Raw genomic sequence first — 14,510 nt, forward strand, 5'->3', positions numbered from 1 at the left:
GCCACCGCCGCGGTCTCGGTCGCGGTCTCGGCGAGCGCGTCGGTGCGCTGGAGCGCGAGCCGCGCGGCGGTGGCCGTGCCGGTGTCGGTCGACGCGGCGAGGCGCTCGAGCGCGGGCGCCGCCGCACCGATGACTCCGGCACCCAGGAGGCTCTGCAGCACGTCGCGGTCGCGCAGGTCGGCGGCGAGCGCGGTGTCGGCAGCGGCGGTGCGGACCAGCACCTCGCGATTCGACTCGAGCGTCACGCCAGGCCGCGCTGCGAACTGCGCGACGAGCTCGTATCTCCCCGGCGCCGGGAAGAGCGGGGCGCTCCCCGCCGCCACCAGCGGCACGGACGCGACGAGGCACTCCCCCGGTGCCAGTTCGACCGAACGCGGCGCCGAGTCGACCGGCCAGGGCCACGCCGCCCGCACGGGCGGGCGGCCCGCCTGCGTGACGAAGATCTCGAGGTCTCCCTCGACGATGTTCAGCCGCGCGCTCACCGGCCCCGACGGCCCGCCCACGGCGACGAGCTCGACGTCGGCGAACGCGACGCGGTCGAGCGGGACGGATGCCGCGGCAAGCCGGAGCCGAAGCTCCAGCCCTCCGCCGCTCTGCGTGTCGGACGTCACGGCTCGATCCTTCCCCTTCACCGCTGCGCTGTCACCCAGCCGGGCCGGCGCTTCGCGCAGACGATGGGCGGCGCCCGCCGGCGCGGAGAGGCCGCGCCGGCGGGCGACCGGTCAGCGTCCCTCGGGCGATACGAAGTCCGCCGCGATCCGCTCGGCCTCGGCGACGCCCTTGCCTGCCGCCGAGCGCGCGCCGCCCTTCGCCCGCGACTTCAGCGCCGCGATGGTGTCGGCGACGACCGGCGCGTTCTTCTCGGTCGGGCTCGCGACCGTCACCGCGAGCGCGGCGACGCGCTCGGCCGACCGGCCCTGCAGCGCCAGCTCGAGGAAGTGCGCCGCGTCGTCCGGGGCTGCCTCGCGCACGTCGCGCGTCCGGAAGTCCGAGAACGACCGCGCCAGCGCGTTCGCGAGCACGAGGGCACCGGCCGCGCCGGTGTCGGTGTCGCTGTGCTGCTCAGCCAGATCGGTCAGGACCGCGCGGGCCGCGGCATCCGTCGCGAAATCGCCCAGCGCGATCGCACGACCGACACCCGGCGTCAGCGTCTTCGCGCTGATGTCGACCTCCGCGTCGGAGCCGGGCCCCCGCACGTCGACCGTCACCGGCGTGGAGCGCACCGTGGTCATCGCATCGACCTCGAGCTGGGCTGCGACCGTGTGGCGTCCCGGCTCGGTGAAGGTCACCCCCTGGTTGGTGAAGAACACCTGCACGTGGTTGCGGACCGACTCCCCCGGCTGCAGGACGGTCATCGGCCGCGGGCCGCAGCCGATGGCCACGTCGACCAGATGCTGCAGCGAGTGGTCGGGCGGCGTGTGGAGGAAGACGAGGTCGCCCTCCGACAGGTTGATGAGCGTCGTGACGGTGCGCGCCTGGTCCGACACGTTCGTCAGCACGACCTCGGCGGTGACGTACTCGCCGACGAACGCCTGCGCCGGCATGGCGACCGTCAGCTCGAGACCGTCATCGCCCTGGTCGCCCCACAGGCCTGCGGCGTCCACCGGCGCTGGCAGCCCCGCCGACAGGTCGCCGTGGCCCCAGCCGAAGTTCTTCCAGCCGGGCCGCACCTGCGGGTCGGGCGAATGGATCAGCGAGGTGCGGTCGTGGTCCGAGAACAGGAACGAGGCGTTGCCGGGGTACGGGTTCGCCGCGGTGGCGAAGCCCATGACGTCGCCGGTCTGGTTCATGATCTCGGTGCCGATGCCCGGGTTGTGGACGTCGTGCTTCGGGTGCCACAGGTTGAACGCGTGCCCGGCCTCGTGCACCAGGGTGCGCAGGAACGCCGCGGGCACCTCGTCGAGCGGTCGACCGCGTGCGGCTGCCGCGATGAACGAGTCGTTGCCGAGCCGCACGTCGGCGAATCCGGCGGCCCCCTCGCGTGGGACCGTGTCGTCGTCGAACATGATCCCGAACAGCCCGCCCTGCGCCGACCCGACGAAGAGCCACAGCCGCCAGCCGTCGCCCGGCACCGCCTGGCGATGCCCCGTCATGAGCGTGGCCAGCTCGGCGTTGGTGAGCTCTGCGTCCTCCGGCACGGTGATCTGGTCGGTGACGACGGTGACGTCCCACCCGGCCGATGCGTACACGGAGCGCACCGACGCCGCCGCACCCGATCCGATCGTGGCGGATGCCGGGAACACGCGGTTCACCATGGCATCGACCTCGATGCGGCATCCGCGATACATCGGCGAGGTCTTGCTCGCGGTGACGTTGGTGATCGTCCCGCCGATCGAGAGCGTGCCCGTCATACTCTGCGACGAGCCCAGAAGGGCGCTGGTCGCGGTCACGACGAGCGGACGCCGGCAGCGCAGGGTGAGCGTGCCGGTGTCGGTCGACACGAACTCCTGCGTCGTGCGGTTCCACAGGTGCCGCACGATCTGCACGGTGAGCGTGCCGTCGACGTACGTCGAGCCGTTGGAGCGGAAGTACCAGGTGTACTGCGATGCCGGGAACGCCGGGTACCAGCGCAGATTGAACGCCGCGAGCTCCGACAGCACCGGAGCGTCGTCCTCCCCCGGATCCTGCTCGCCGGAGCCGGCGTCGGCGTCCCCGCCGAACGGCTGCGGCCGGGGTTCGGGCAGCGGGAACGGGAGCGGGCGCTCCACCTCCGTGAGCACGGGAGGGAAGACGCGGCGGGAGTACATGTCGCCCGAGACGCGCAGCGACGACGCGCCGACCTCGATGCGCATCGCACCGCGCACCTCGGGGCCGAACACGGTGCGCCGCTCGAGCTCGAGCAGCCACGATCCGTCGAGCGTGCCGATGGGGCACGCGCGGGTGAGCATCTCGGGACGGATGACGGGACCGGGGACGATGAGCTCCCCGTCGGCGTCGAATTGCAGGGGCGCGGAGTCGTGGGCGGCTGGCGCCGCGTGGCCGCAGCCGCAGTCGTGGTCCATGGTGGGTCTCGCTTTCCCGACCGCGGACGCGGCCGCTGACAAGAAGGAGACTCCTCCGAGAACGGCTGATACGCCAGGGGGTCGGCATCCGCTCCCGTCCTTCTTACGTCGGCCGCCCCGCCTAGGCTTGATTCCATGCGCCTGGCCACCTGGAACGTGAACTCCATCCGCGCGCGGGTCGACCGCATCGTCGACTTCGCGGTGCGCGAGCACATCGATGTGCTGGCGATGCAGGAGATCAAGTGCAAGACCGAGCAGTTCCCGTTCGACCGCTTCGAGGAGGCGGGCTTCCACGTCGAGGCGTACGGCTTCTCGCAGTGGAACGGCGTGGCGATCGCGAGCCGCGAGCCGCTCACGAACGTGCGCACCGCGTTCCCCGGCATGCCGGGCTTCGAGAAGGGGCACAACGGCCCCGACGCGCCGCAGGAGGCGCGCGCGATCGGCGCCACCGTCGGCGGTGTCGAGGTGTGGAGCCTGTACGTGCCGAACGGCCGCTCGCTCGGCGACCCCCACTACTTCTACAAGCTCGACTGGCTGTCGGCGCTGAGCCAGTACACCTCGGACTCCCTCGCGGCGAACCCCGATCTCGCCCTCGCGCTGGTCGGCGACTTCAACATCGCGCCGACGGATGCCGACAACGGCGACCCTGCGGTCGTCCCGGGCTTCTCGACCCACGTGTCGCCGCCCGAGCGCGAGGCGTTCGCCGCGCTCGAGGCCGTCGGCCTGCAGGATGTCGTGCGCCCGCTGATCCCCACCGGCTACACCTACTGGGACTACAAGCGCTTGAAGTTCCCCCGCAACGAGGGCATGCGCATCGACTTCATCCTCGGCTCCCACGCAGTGGCCGAGGCCGTCACCGGCGCGACGATCCACCGCGACGAGCGCAAGGGCGAGCTCCCGAGCGACCATGTGCCCGTCGTCGTCGACCTCGATCTCGAGAGCCCCGACGATGACGACCGGCCGATGATCTTCTGACGCCGGTCCGCCGCTCGCGCAGGGCAGGCGTCAGTCCATCGGGTCGGGCGTGCAGCCGGGCGGCTCGGAGTTGCCGCTGATCGCGAAGTCGCTGCACGTCAGGAAGTGCTCCTGGTTGAGGCCGAGCACGAACGAGGTGACGGCGACGCCGAGCACCACGACGGCGATCAGCCACTTCGTGCGTCGCCGCGTCTCGGTCGCGAAGTCGGGCCAGACGACGCGCACCAGCACCCACAGGGTGAACGGGATGCCGAGCAGCACCGCCGCGATCGCGGCGAGGTCGACGACGGCCAGCGCGAGATCGGTGGTGTCGTCGGCGACCACGAAGTTGAGGACGAGCCACACCGACGGCAGGAGGAGGACGAAGGCCCGCGCGAGCCTGCCGCCGACAGGGCGGCGCTCCACCAGCACGAACACGAAGGCCGCCGTGGAGGCGGCCCAGAGCGCGAGGATGTCGTCGAAGAACACCTCGCCCCACGCGCCGAGAGTGAAGGCCGGCCACCACGCGATCGCGACCATTCCCACCATCGCCACGCCCACCGGCACGTCGCGGCGGCGGCGATGCTCGTCGGCGGGTGGGGCGGACGCGGTCACAGCGGCACGGTATCGCGCCGAGGAGAGGCATCCGTCGCTCCACGCCAGGCATTCCCGGACGAGCTCCTCCGGCTCGTCGGCATCCGGCCTCCCTGCGACCCTCGCTATGAGACCGCGACCCGCTCATCCTCCAGGCTCTGCGCCACCGGCGCCGCGGGGATCGAGAACGTCTGTGCGAACCGCTCGAGCAGAGTCGCGTCGCCGCTCACCACGGCGAGCACCTCCTGGTCGATCGCGGCCGCCGGGGTCAGTTCGCCCGAGATGAGGCGACGGATGCCGGGACCCGCCGCGAAGACGATGCCGGGGTCGTCCGCGACCGACGCCTGCGTTCCGAGCCGCGGATCGACGGGCCGGCCGGCGGGCTGCAGCTGCGCGATCTTGAGCCCCGACGGATCGACGTGCACACGCAGGACGACGTCGGCCACGTGCACCTCGTAGTCCGCGGGCGGCAGCGTGGCTGCGGCATCCGACCGGAATGCGGTGCGCAGCGCCATCGTGAGCGAGTCCGCGGTGACGATGTCGTCCGGAGCCGGATCGCCCATCTGCTGGAATCCCCACCGGCCCAGCGCGAGCACGATCGGCTCGAGCTCGCGCCCGTAGGGGGTCAGCTCGTACACCAGGCCGCAGTGCAGGAGGGGCACGCGGCGCACGACGCCGCCCTCCTGCAGCTCCTTGAGCCGCGTGGAGAGGATGTTGGTGGGGATCTTGGGCAGCCCCTGCTTGAGGTCGGTGTAGCGCCGAGGGCCGACGAGCAGATCACGGACGATGAGCAGCGCCCATCGCTCCCCGATCAGCTCGACGGCCGTGGTGACCCCGCAGTACTGCCCGTAGCTGCGGGAGGCCACTTACGCCTGCGCCTGCTCCGCCATGTAGGCGTCGGGTCCCTTGGCGGCGGCCTCGGGATCCATGTACATGAACTGGATGCCGTTGCCGTCGGGATCGATGAGGTCACGGCCGTACATGAACCCGTAGTCCTGCGGTTCGCCGGGCGCGGTCCCGCCGTGTGCGACGCCCGCCTCGACGATCCTGTCGACGTCTTCGCGGGAGTCGCGACTGATCGACAGGAGTACCTGGGCGTGCGTGCGCGGGTCGGCGAACTCCTTGTCGGTGAACGTCGAGAAGTACTCCTTGGTGAGCACCATGAAGAAGATGTCGTCGCTCCACACCACGCACGCGGCGTTGTCGTCGGTGAAGAGCGGGTTCAGCTCGCACCCCAGGGCGGTGTAGAACGTCTTCGAGCGGTCGAGGTCGTTCGTGGGGATGTTGACGAAGATGTGCGTCATTGCCTTGCTCCTTCTGGATTCCAACTGCTGCGGTCGGTGAGCTTCTCGGTTGGTGAGCTTCTCGAATCATGGTTGCAAAAAACAAGCTTGCTTGTCAATAGCAAGTAACCCACTTCGCGTCGCGGGGGCGGCAGCATCCTGACTCCGCCTCTCGGGGGATGCCGGAACCGCGAGTCCGCCTTAGCGTGGAGGGATGTCCGACCACACCGCCGCGCACCCGGCCCCGCGCCCACGGCCGACGCGTGCCGAGCTGCGCAACGACGTCTGGCTGGCCGCCGGCCTGTTCGTCTCAGCCGTCCTGAGCTCGGCGCTCGGCTCGGTGGCCGGCGTGTACGGCGCCGATGCCGCCGAGGGGATGCAGTGGGCGCTGCTGTACAGCCTCGGGCTCACCGCCCCGCTCGCCGTGCGGCGCCGCTTCCCCGAGCTCGTCGTCGTCGCCATCTCGGTGGTGTTCTTCGTCGGGGTGACGGTGCGCATCCCCGATCTCTACGTCTCGAACATCGCGATGTTCATCGCGATGTACACCGTCGGCGCCTGGGTCGACGACCGGCGCCGCGCCCTGTGGGTGCGCGTCGGCGTCATCGTCGCGATGTTCGTGTGGCTGATCGTCACCATGTTCCAGTCGGCGATCGATCCGTCCGACGACGCGCTCTCGCAGGCCGGGGTGTTCTCGCCGTTCGCGGCGATGCTGCTGCTCCAGCTGTTGGTCAACGCCGGGTTCTTCGGCGGGGCCTATTACATGGGCGACCGGGCGTACGCCGCCGCGATGTCGCGCGCGGCGCTCGAGCAGCGTACCCGGGAGCTCGAGCGCGAACGCGAGGTGACCGCCGCCCAGGCCGTCGCCCTCGACCGCGTCCGCATCGCCCGCGAGCTGCATGACGTCGTCGCGCACCATGTCTCGGCGATGGGCGTGCAGGCCGGTGCCGCCCGGGCGGTGCTGGAGCGGGATCCGGATGCCGCACGAAGGGCGCTCCACGGCATCGAGGACTCCGCCCGCTCGGCGATCGCCGACCTGCGCCAGCTGCTCGAGACCCTGCGCACTTCCGGCGCCGATGCCGAGGGCGGCTCGACCGTGCACCTGTCGGCGCTCGCCGACCTCGTCGCGCACGCCAACGACAACGGGCTGCCGACGACGCTGACGGTCGTCGGCGACCGGGTCGACCTGCCCGACCTCGTGCAGGTGAACATGTACCGCGTCGCGCAGGAGGCGCTCACCAACGCGCGCCGCCACGGCGGACCGGATGCCGCAGCCGACGTCCGCCTGCGCTACAGCGGCGACGCCGTCGAGCTGGAGGTCGTCAACACCGGGCGTGCCGTCGCAGCGCCGATGCGACCCGGGCTGGGCCTCGTGGGGATGCGGGAACGCGCCGCGGCGTCGGGCGGCGTGCTCGAGACCGGCCCGCGGGGCCGCGGCGGATTCCTCGTGCGGCTGCGGGTGCCGCTGGCCGCACCGGCGCTGTCCCACGCGTCGGCGGGGGTGGGCGCATGACGGCGGCCATCCGCGTGCTGCTGGTCGACGACCACGCCGTGATGCGGGCGGGCTTCCGCATGATCCTCGAGTCGGCGGGCGACATCTCCGTCGTGGGCGAGGCCTCGACCGGCGTCGAGGCGGTGGCTGCGGCATCCGCTCTCCGCCCCGACGTGATCTGCATGGACGTGCAGATGCCCGACATGGACGGCGTGGAGGCCACCCGCCGGATCGCGCGCGACCCGTCCGTCGAGGCGGCCGTCGTCGTCGTGACCACGTTCGACCGCGACGACTACCTGTTCGACGCGCTCGCGGCGGGCGCCAGCGGGTTCCTGCTGAAGAACGCAGGACCCGAGGAGCTCATCGCCGCGGTGCGCGTGGCCGCCGCCGGTGACGCGCTGCTCGCCCCGGAGGTGACGCGACGCGTGATCGCCCGCTTCGCGCCGCCGGCGGCTGCTTCCGCTGTCGCAAACGGTGGGCCGCGCGCACACATCGTGACAGGCGAGCAGTCCTGGGCCGGGCCGACCGACCGCTCCGCTGTCGCAAACGGCGGCCGGCGGGAACACATCGTGACAGGCGAGCATGCGGGGGCCGAGCTCACCGAGCGCGAGCGCGAGGTGCTGCAGCTCGTCGCGCAGGCGATGAGCAACGCCGAGATCGCGCAGCGGCTGTACATCGGCGAGGCCACGGTCAAGACGCACGTGTCGAACGTGCTGCAGAAGCTCGGCGCCCGCGACCGTGTCGCCGCCGTCGTCTACGCCCACCGCCACGGCCTGGTCTAGACACGGATGCCCCGCCCGGGCCCGCGAAGGGCACTGGGTCGGGGCATCCGATCTGCTGGAACGATGCCGGCGCGAACGCCGACGGGGGGAAATCAGGCGGCGACGGGAACGGCGGCGTAGCGGTCCACGAGGGCGCCGAACGCCTCGAGGTAGCCGACGAGGAACTCGGCGGTCTGGTCATTGGTGACCTCGCCGGTCTCGGTGAACAGGCCGGGCGTGGTCTGCACGTAGCCCTCGGGCTGGCCGAGCGTCGGTGCGTTGTAGTGGCTGAGGACGGCCTTGAGGTGCTGCTGCGCGGCCGCGGTGGCGATGCCGCCGCCGGAGGTGCCGATGACGGCGGTGGGCTTGCCGTTGAACGAGCCCTGGCCCCACGGACGGGCGGCCCAGTCGAGGGCGTTCTTCAGCACGCCGGGGATCGAGCGGCTGTACTCGGGGGTGACGATGATGACGCCGTCGACGTCTTCGATCGCCTGCTTGAAGTCGCGCGCGACCTGCGGGAAGTCCGCGTCGAAGTCCGGCGAGTAGAACGGGAGGTCCTTGATCGGGATCTCGACGAGGGTCGTGCCCTCGGGGGCGAGACGCTCGAGGGCCTTCGCGAGGCGGCGGTTGAGGGAGGTCGACGAGATGCTGCCGACGATGTAGCCGATGGTCCGCTCGGACATTGTTGTTCTCCTTGAAAGACAGAGGCGTCCCCGGTGGGGGGCCACCGTGGACGTTCCAATTCCATGCAAGCACATGAACCTGTGCATCTATTCCCCCGCATGCGACATGACATCGCACACGTCTCCCCCGTGGAGCGGACGGCGATGATCCGCCTCCGGGGGGAGGACGCCGCCGCGGGCGGTGCGTAGCGTCGGTGTCGTAGGGCTCGACCACCGGGGTACGAGGCCGACACCTGTGGCTGTTCGGTCGCGGGGGCGAGAGGAGACAGGATGCTGCAGCTTCGCGGTATCGGCAAGAGCTACGGGGGGCGCCGCGTGCTCGACGACGTGTCGTTCGACGTGCGGCCGGGCCGGCTCACGGGCTTCGTCGGCGGCAACGGCGCCGGCAAGACCACGACCATGCGGATCGTGCTGGGGGTGCTCGCCGGAGACGCCGGCACCGTCACGCTGGACGGCACCGAGGTCACGGCGGCGGACCGCCGCCGGTTCGGGTACATGCCCGAGGAGCGCGGCCTGTATCCCAAGATGAAGGTGCTGGAGCACATCGTGTACCTCGCGCGCCTGCACGGGTTCGCCAAGGCGGATGCCGAGGCCCGCGCCCGCGCGCTGCTCGAGCAGCTGGGACTCGGCGAGCGCCTGAACGACAACGTCGAAACGCTCTCGCTCGGCAACCAGCAGCGTGCGCAGATCGCCGCGGCGCTCGTGCACGACCCGCAGGTGCTCATCCTCGACGAGCCGTTCTCGGGCCTCGACCCGCTCGCGGTCGACGTCGTGGCGGGTGTGCTGCAGGAGCGCGCCGCGGCCGGCGCCGCCGTGCTGTTCTCATCGCACCAGCTCGACGTGGTCGAGCGCCTGTGCGACGACCTCGTCATCATCGCCGGCGGCACGATCCGCGCGGCCGGCGGCCGGGACGCACTGCGCGCCCAGCACTCGACGCGCCGCTTCGAGCTCGTCTCCGCCGGCGACGCCGGGTGGCTGCGGACCGAGCCCGGAGTCGATGTCCTCGACTTCGACGGCGGCTACGCGGTGTTCGACGCGGACAGCGACGAGACCGCGCAGCGGGTGCTGCGCCGGGCCCTCGCACAAGGGGATGTCGCGAGCTTCGCGCCGCAGCATCCGTCCCTCGCCCAGATCTTCCGGGAGGTCATCCAGTGAGCACCACCAACACCCGCCAGGCCCAGGCGGTGCTGGGCAGCGGCCAGGCCATCTGGCTCGTCGCCGAGCGCGAGATCGGCTCGAAGCTGCGCAGCAAGGCGTTCGTCATCTCGACCGCGATCCTGTTCGTCGGTGCGCTCGCCCTCGTGATCTGGGGCGGGCTCCAGGCGGCGAACGCGACCGGCACGCCCGTCGCGGTCACCGCCGATGCCCAGCAGTACGTCGTGAACGCAGAAGGCCTCGACGTCACCGAGGTCGCCGACAGATCCGCCGCCGAGGCGCTCGTCGAGGACGGCACGGTCGACGCGGCCGTGGTGGCCGACACGTCGTCGCCCCTCGGCTTCGCCGTGGTCGCGGACTCGTCCCCGCCGACGCAGCTGCTGCTGCAGCTCGCGCAGCTGCCGCCGGTCGAGCTGCTGAATCCGGATGAGGTCAACGCCGCGCTCGGCTACATCGCCGCCGTCGGCTTCGGCATCGTGTTCCTGCTCGCCGCGTCGCTGTTCGGCAGCACGATCGCGCAGAGCGTCGTCGAGGAGAAGCAGACCCGCGTGGTGGAGCTGCTGATCTCGGCCATCCCGGTGCGCTCGCTCCTCGCGGGCAAGGTGATCGGCAACACCGTCCTCGCCATGGGCCAGATCCTCATCCTCGCCGCGATCGCGGTGATCGGCCTCACCGTCACCGATCAGACGGAGCTGCTGCAGGGCCTCGGTGCGCCGATCGCCTGGTTCGCGATCTTCTTCCTGTTCGGCTTCATCCTGCTCGCGTCGCTGTTCGCCGCCGCAGCCTCGATGGTGTCGCGGCAGGAGGACATCGGCGCGACCACCGGACCGCTGACGATGCTCATCATGGCGCCGTACTTCCTGGTGATCTTCTTCAACGACAACCCGGTGGTGCTCGCGGTCATGTCCTACGTGCCGTTCTCCGCCCCGGTCGGCATGCCGATGCGAATCTTCCTCGGCGACGCCCAGTGGTGGGAGCCGCTCGTGTCGATCGCGATCCTCATCGCGACCTGCATCGCCGCGATCCTCATCGCCGCGCGCATCTACGAGAACTCGCTGCTGCGCATGGGAGGCCGCGTCAAGCTCTCGGAGGCCCTCGCCGGCTGAACTAGCGGATTCCGGCTACCACCCGCCGGCCCTCGGCTCCGCCGGGGGCCGGCGGGGTCAGCTCGATCGCGAGAGTCCGCATGCGAGCGGCGTAGACCGCGATCGCGAGGGTCGTGCACGCGTAGAGCACGACGGCCTGCAGCGCATAGGCGGGGTAGTCGATGACCCACGGCGACGCGGTGGGATCGCTCATGGCCGCGGGGTTGTCATGCACGTACGGCACCAGCGTCCCCACGAGGTAGCCGACCGCCTGACCGACGCCGTACACGACCACGAAGGCACCGAACGCGAGCCACGCCTGCGCTGTGCGACCGCGCCACACTCGACGCGTTGCACTGAGCGCCGTTCGCGCCTCCCACACCCCTTCGACCGGCGCTGCGGACGCGCTCATCCTCGGCGCGAACACCACGGCGACCGCGAGCAGCGCGAACAATGCCAGCACGCCGATCATCAGCAGGGCCTCGCTGCCGGCACGACTGCGCATGAGGTGAGGCACGAGCATGAGCGCCAAGAGCGGCAGGCAGCCGAGGGCGACGACCGCCCAGGTCCGCAGGAAGGTGAGGATTCGCATGTCACGAGCCAAGCGGATACGCATGGGCCCACGACATCCAGTGGACCCCCGTAGTGGCCCGGGGGCGCTCCGGCGGATCAGGCACGCGGATGCCACGGCCCGGCGCTTCGGCGCGGGTCGAGGCATCCGTCCGTCCGGCGCGGTCAGCCGCCCATCATCTCCGGCGCCATCTCGCCGACTGCGATGACGTTGCCCGCAGGGTCGCGGAACCACGCGATGTCGGGCCCTCCCTCGAAGCCCCGCGAGATCCCCTTCTCATCCGTGCCGTAGTCGGGGTCACTGTAGATCTTCGTGGTCACACCACGGGCGTTGAGGTCGTCGACGGCGGTGTCGACATCGTCCACGCTGAAGTTCAGGATCGTGAACACGGCCGGCTCGTGATCCTCCTTCGGATAGACGAAGACGTGGCCGCCGCCGGGGAGCGCGATGGTGAACCCACCGCCCATCTCCTCGTACACGGTCACGTCGAGCCCCAGGGTGTCGCGGTAGAAAGCCACGGCCTCGCCGACGTCGGGTACGGCGAAGCTCGAGAACGGACGATCGGTTGTGAACATGACAGCCTCCCAGTGTGTGTCCCCACGACCACGATCCTCTTGCCGGTCCGGCCTGTCGAGGGGTTCACCGTCGGCATCGCGGACGGGATCGCACAAGCCCCTCCCGGACGCGGTGCCGCGTGAATAGGTTGACCTCATGGCCAACGAGACCACGCTTGTCATCCTCGGCGCCTCGGGCGACCTCACCTCCCGGCTGCTGCTGCCCGCCCTGGGGCAGCTGCTCACGATGGAGCCGCAGCGCCGTGTGAGGCTGCGCGGTGCCGGCATGGACAACTGGGACGACGCACGCTGGCGCGACACCGTGCGGGAGGCGTTCGCCGCGGGCGGCTTCGCAGAGGCGTTCCGGGCCGTGGCCGAGACGACCTATCAGCGCGCCGACATCACCGACCCGCGCGACCTCGAGCGGGTGGTCGCCGATCCCGGCGACCGCCTCGCCCTGTACTTCGCGGTGCCGCCCGCCGTGGCGGCGGCAGCCTGCGAGGCCCTCGCCGCCGTGACGATCCCCGAGGGAACGGTGCTCGCGCTCGAGAAGCCCTTCGGCGTCGACGAGGACTCGGCGCGGCGGCTCAACGCGACGGTGACCGGCCTCGTCCCCGAGGAGCAGGTCTTCCGCATCGACCACTTCCTCGGCCGGTCGACGACCCTGAACATGCTGGGCGTCAGGTTCGCCAACCGCGTGTTCGCGCCGGTGTGGTCGTCGCAGCACATCGAGTCGGTCGTTGTCCGCTACGACGAGACGCTGGGACTCGAGGGCCGCGCCGGCTATTACGACCGGGCCGGCGCTCTCGTCGACATGATCCAGAGCCACCTGCTGCAGGTCATGGCGGTGCTGGCGATGGAGCCGCCCGCCACACTGCACGAGCGGGACTTCCGCGATGCCACCGCTGCGGTGCTGCGCGCGACGCACGTGTGGCAGGACGATCCTGCGCTCGCGTCGCGGCGTGCGCGGTACACCGCGGGCGCGGTCGGCGACCGCCGGCTGCCGTCGTACGTCGACGAGCCGGATGTCGACCCCTCACGCGAGACCGAGACCCTCGCGGAGCTCACCTGCGAGGTGCGCAACGAGCGGTGGCGGGGCGTTCCGTTCACCCTGCGCTCGGGCAAGGCGCTCGCGCGCAGGGACTGCGAGGTGGTCGTGACCTTCCGGCCCGTCAACCATGTTCCGGACGGCCTCACGGGCGCCGCACCCGGCTCGGTGCTCCGCTTCTCGCTCGGACCCGACCGCATGGACCTCGAGCTCAACGTCAACGGCGGCGACGACCCCCTGGAGCTCGAGCGCGCGATCCTGGAGGCCGACCTCGGCGCCGGGGCTCTCAAGGCGTACGGCGAGGTGCTGTCGGGCATCCTCGACGCCGACGCGACGCTTGCCGTGCGCGGGGACGCCGCCGAGCAGTCGTGGCGCATCGTCGACCCCGTGCTCGTGGCCTGGCGTGCGGGCGAGGTGCCGCTCGACGAGTACCCGGCCGGCTCGCTCGGACCCGATCACTGGCAGAAGCTGCCCTGAGCCACGGCGCGGGCCGGCACAGCAGCGCGTGCGCCCGGCACATCCCGGCAGTCGCTTGGGCAGCGCGGCGGCAGGCCCATCCCGACCGGACGGGGCGCAGCGTGGCCGGCGCCCCGGGCCTGCCCGCGGCGCCCAGCGCTCAGCGCTCAGCGTCCAGCGCTCAGCGCTCAGCGCTCAGCGCTCAGCGCTCAGCGCTCAGCGTCCAGCGTCCAGCGCTCAGCGCTCAGCGCTCCACGAGGATCCCGTCGGCATCCGCCCACACGTGCGTGCCCGGAACGAAGGCGACACCCGCGATCGCCAGCGGAACGTCGACCTCGCCGATCCCGGCCTTCGCGCTCTTGCGGGGGTTCGAGCCCAGCGCCTTGACGCCGATCGGCAGTTCGCCGATGGCCACGCGGTCGCGGATCGCGCCGAACACGATGAGCCCGGCCCAGCCGTTCTCGACCGCGGACGCCGCGATGAGATCGCCGACGAGCGCGGACTCCAGCGACCCTCCGCCGTCGATCACGAGCACCGCGCCTGCGCCCGGGGTCGCGAGCATCTCCTTCACGAGCGCGTTGTCCCGGTGGCACCGCACCGTTCGCACGGGGCCGTCGAACGCCACGCGCCCGCCGAAATCGTGCAGTTGCAGCGCGAGCGAGTCCAGCTCGTCGCCGCGCTCGTCGTACAGGTCAGCCGTGGCGGTCGTCATCCCCTCAGGCTAAGCGCCCGTCACGCCCCCACACACGTTCCCAACTCAGGAAGAATCGCGAGACTTTCGCCGAGCACATGCAGGAATCCGGGGTCCGACGAGGAACCCTCCGCCGGATCTCCTGAGTTGCGCACGCAGGCGGACGCGAGCGGGCGTAGGTGGG

The 14,510-nt window shown here is 71.2% G+C and carries 15 protein-coding genes; 6 read left to right on the forward strand and 9 right to left on the reverse strand.

The features are described 5' to 3' along the window. On the reverse strand, nucleotides 1-611 hold a 611-nt coding region (locus ACI3KX_RS20150), incomplete at its 3' end, for a hypothetical protein (RefSeq protein WP_404910855.1). Between the two features lie 111 nt (nucleotides 612-722). Then, on the reverse strand, nucleotides 723-3,002 hold the full coding sequence (locus ACI3KX_RS20155; RefSeq protein WP_404910856.1) for a hypothetical protein: 2,280 nt from the start codon (nucleotides 3,000-3,002) through the stop codon (nucleotides 723-725). Nucleotides 3,003-3,137: 135 nt separating this feature from the next. Here ACI3KX_RS20155 and ACI3KX_RS20160 point away from each other — a divergent pair, with 135 nt between their 5' ends. Next, nucleotides 3,138-3,977, forward strand: coding sequence for an exodeoxyribonuclease III (locus ACI3KX_RS20160; protein ID WP_363355542.1), 840 nt, complete (start codon nucleotides 3,138-3,140; stop codon nucleotides 3,975-3,977). Nucleotides 3,978-4,007: 30 nt separating this feature from the next. Here ACI3KX_RS20160 and ACI3KX_RS20165 read toward each other — a convergent pair whose 3' ends face one another. From ACI3KX_RS20165 to ACI3KX_RS20175, 3 genes are all read right to left on the reverse strand, one after another. After that, a complete protein-coding gene (locus ACI3KX_RS20165; protein ID WP_363355544.1) occupies nucleotides 4,008-4,571 on the reverse strand; it encodes a hypothetical protein in 564 nt (187 codons plus the stop codon). Between the two features lie 104 nt (nucleotides 4,572-4,675). After that, a complete protein-coding gene (locus tag ACI3KX_RS20170) occupies nucleotides 4,676-5,416 on the reverse strand; it encodes a helix-turn-helix domain-containing protein (protein ID WP_363355546.1) in 741 nt (246 codons plus the stop codon). After that, nucleotides 5,417-5,854 (reverse strand): VOC family protein, encoded by a 438-nt coding sequence (locus tag ACI3KX_RS20175; RefSeq protein ID WP_404910857.1) that lies wholly within the window; start codon nucleotides 5,852-5,854, stop codon nucleotides 5,417-5,419. 193 nt (nucleotides 5,855-6,047) lie between these two features. Here ACI3KX_RS20175 and ACI3KX_RS20180 point away from each other — a divergent pair, with 193 nt between their 5' ends. Continuing rightward, nucleotides 6,048-7,343 (forward strand): sensor histidine kinase, encoded by a 1,296-nt coding sequence (locus ACI3KX_RS20180; RefSeq protein WP_404910858.1) that lies wholly within the window; start codon nucleotides 6,048-6,050, stop codon nucleotides 7,341-7,343. Beyond that, a complete protein-coding gene (locus ACI3KX_RS20185) occupies nucleotides 7,340-8,104 on the forward strand; it encodes a response regulator (protein WP_404910859.1) in 765 nt (254 codons plus the stop codon). Before ACI3KX_RS20180 ends, ACI3KX_RS20185 begins: the two co-directional genes overlap by 4 nt. Nucleotides 8,105-8,196: 92 nt before the next feature. Here ACI3KX_RS20185 and ACI3KX_RS20190 read toward each other — a convergent pair whose 3' ends face one another. After that, complete coding sequence (locus ACI3KX_RS20190; RefSeq protein WP_404910860.1) at nucleotides 8,197-8,766, reverse strand: NADPH-dependent FMN reductase; 570 nt, start codon at nucleotides 8,764-8,766, stop codon at nucleotides 8,197-8,199. Between the two features lie 270 nt (nucleotides 8,767-9,036). Here ACI3KX_RS20190 and ACI3KX_RS20195 point away from each other — a divergent pair, with 270 nt between their 5' ends. Both ACI3KX_RS20195 and ACI3KX_RS20200 read left to right on the forward strand, forming a co-directional pair. Continuing rightward, nucleotides 9,037-9,921, forward strand: a complete 885-nt coding sequence (locus ACI3KX_RS20195) for an ATP-binding cassette domain-containing protein (protein WP_349425558.1) — start codon at nucleotides 9,037-9,039, stop codon at nucleotides 9,919-9,921. Next, nucleotides 9,918-11,027 carry an ABC transporter permease gene (locus ACI3KX_RS20200; RefSeq protein ID WP_404910861.1) on the forward strand — a complete coding sequence of 370 codons (1,110 nt, stop codon included), beginning with the start codon at nucleotides 9,918-9,920 and terminating at the stop codon, nucleotides 11,025-11,027. The genes ACI3KX_RS20195 and ACI3KX_RS20200 overlap by 4 nt, the downstream gene beginning before the upstream one ends. A gap of 1 nt (nucleotide 11,028) precedes the next feature. Here ACI3KX_RS20200 and ACI3KX_RS20205 read toward each other — a convergent pair whose 3' ends face one another. Continuing rightward, entirely contained in the window at nucleotides 11,029-11,598 is a 570-nt protein-coding gene (locus ACI3KX_RS20205; RefSeq protein ID WP_404910862.1) for a hypothetical protein, read from the reverse strand. A gap of 143 nt (nucleotides 11,599-11,741) precedes the next feature. After that, the gene (locus tag ACI3KX_RS20210) at nucleotides 11,742-12,152 is read right to left on the reverse strand and encodes a VOC family protein (protein WP_363355560.1); all 411 of its coding nucleotides are present in this window, start codon (nucleotides 12,150-12,152) and stop codon (nucleotides 11,742-11,744) included. A gap of 136 nt (nucleotides 12,153-12,288) precedes the next feature. On the opposite strand from ACI3KX_RS20210, the gene ACI3KX_RS20215 reads away from it, so the two are divergent. Beyond that, a complete protein-coding gene (locus ACI3KX_RS20215) occupies nucleotides 12,289-13,656 on the forward strand; it encodes a glucose-6-phosphate dehydrogenase (protein WP_404910863.1) in 1,368 nt (455 codons plus the stop codon). 223 nt (nucleotides 13,657-13,879) lie between these two features. Here ACI3KX_RS20215 and rraA read toward each other — a convergent pair whose 3' ends face one another. Then, a complete protein-coding gene (gene rraA, locus ACI3KX_RS20220) occupies nucleotides 13,880-14,347 on the reverse strand; it encodes a ribonuclease E activity regulator RraA (RefSeq protein WP_404910864.1) in 468 nt (155 codons plus the stop codon). Nucleotides 14,348-14,510: the final 163 nt, after the last annotated feature.

The sequence above is a fragment of the Microbacterium sp. ZW CA_36 genome (genome assembly GCF_044987475.1).
Lineage (GTDB): Bacteria > Actinomycetota > Actinomycetes > Actinomycetales > Microbacteriaceae > Microbacterium.